The sequence below is a fragment of the Flectobacillus sp. genome (assembly GCF_049240685.1).
GTDB lineage: Bacteria > Bacteroidota > Bacteroidia > Cytophagales > Spirosomataceae > Flectobacillus.
Window position 1 is genome coordinate 1 of sequence record NZ_JBMLSD010000332.1, and the last position, 1885, is coordinate 1885.

Here is a 1885-nt window from a genome sequence, read left to right on the forward strand (position 1 = left end):
AATGAGTCCAAGACTAAGTCTTGAACTAGTAACTTCAATTTTGTCCAGTAATTAGTGCTTTCAACACAAAACTTTAATCTTATTCTGCACGATTACTTAGTCTCGCTATTGTATCAAGTTTTTTAGATATAAATAATAGGAAAGATTAAATTAATGGTATAGCTGAGGCAAAATTTGCCTGTAATCTTTTGGTTGTGAATATCTTCAAATAACCGATATACTTTTAACTAATATGTTTTCCTACTTAAAACCACGTACCTTAAATATGTATAGCAAGAAAGAATAAAGAACACGATACTTTCTTGAGAAAAAAGAATGAAGTTTTTTATAAAACATATTGCCATTTTACTAAGCGTAGTAATTGTATTGCTTGGGTGTGACGAAATCAAAAAGGATGTGGTTCCGGTCACGCCTGTTGGTACGCAAACTGCACTTTGGGATATTCATACGCTTTATACTAGTCCATCCAATATGGTGACAATCAATGTCAAGGATTTTTTGAAAAACCTGACAGGGCATGCCATCACCATTGAAAAGAATGGAAGCTATGGTAAAGCATATTTTACCCTGAGTGGTAAATTTATTGTGTATATGCCCGATTCCACGGTTTCGGACGCAACAGATATGTTGATTCTGAACGTGATAAATAAAGACACCCAAAAGCAAATTAAGGATAGTATTTGGGTAAAAATCACTAATGACTGGGGCAAAGTACCCTGTAATGCAGGGGTGATGCCCGATTGGTTTCAATGTATCAACAAAGGCGGAGAGTGTGTGTTAGACGTGTTGAAAAACGATAGATATTGTAACGCCATATTGGATTCATCTAGTTTAGAGGTTGCCCTCAATCCTTTATTTGGCTCGGCGGTTGTAAAAAACAACCGAATTGTATACACTCCCCAAAAGGATTATGATGGCCCTGATTTGTTGTTTTATCGGGTATGCTCGGCTGGTACTCAAGGAATTTGTATGACTGCAGCAGTAAAATTAGACGTGGAAGGTTCTTCGGTGAGACCTTGCATTACGAGTCTATTGCCCAATTACTATGGGATTCCAAGTAATATTCCGAAGGTACAATTGGATATTTTGGCAAACGATAACCTTTGCTCAACTTATAATGCTAGTACCCTCAAAATAACCAAATTACCAAAGTATGGTACAGCAAGTGTAAGCAACGGAAAGATAGATTATGAACCAATAGCCGCAAGCTTTCCGAGTTACTTTACACAAATAGATGATTATCTGGAATATACGCTTTCTGACAAATATGGGGTTGCATCACCGGGTGTTTGGGTCAAAATAAGTCTAATTCGGGCTACTGACTGTGATGTCAAGTTTGATAATGGCGTAATGGAAGTTTCAGAAACGATTGTTCAAGCTACTCCATTTGAGATTCCCTATCAACTTTATCTTTCATCCTGTGCCGAGATTAGCTCGGTAAGTGTCACAGAACAGGGTTCGCATGGTACTGCGTATGTGAAAGGAACCAAAATTTACTATCAGATTAGTGCATGGGATAAAGACAAAGGCAAAGATAGAGATGATCAAATTAAAATAAAGGTGACGACTACCCAAGGAAAAGAGTTGAGCGCCAATTTTAAGATTAAAATCAAAAAATAAAGACGCATTTGGATTCATAAATAATTATACAAGTGGTTTCAATGCAAAGGCTTTCCCGAATTTCGGGAAAGTCTTTCTCGTAAATCTAAGATGGTAATCGAGGTGTTTTTTTTTTGTTAATTTCTGTAAAAAACCAAATACTTTGTCTTATCGACTCAGCGCATGCAGAAGTATATAAGCTGTTAAAAATGAACATTTTGTAGTTTTATGAGTTTTGTTTTGTAAGACCATATTGCCATACCGTTGTTGAAAAAGAGTACTGCGG

At 36.4% G+C, this 1885-nt stretch carries 1 protein-coding gene; it reads left to right on the forward strand.

The features are described 5' to 3' along the window. Positions 1-315: 315 nt before the first annotated feature. Positions 316-1620, forward strand: coding sequence for a hypothetical protein (locus ACOVQ4_RS15020; RefSeq protein ID WP_421821446.1), 1305 nt, complete (start codon positions 316-318; stop codon positions 1618-1620). Positions 1621-1885: the final 265 nt, after the last annotated feature.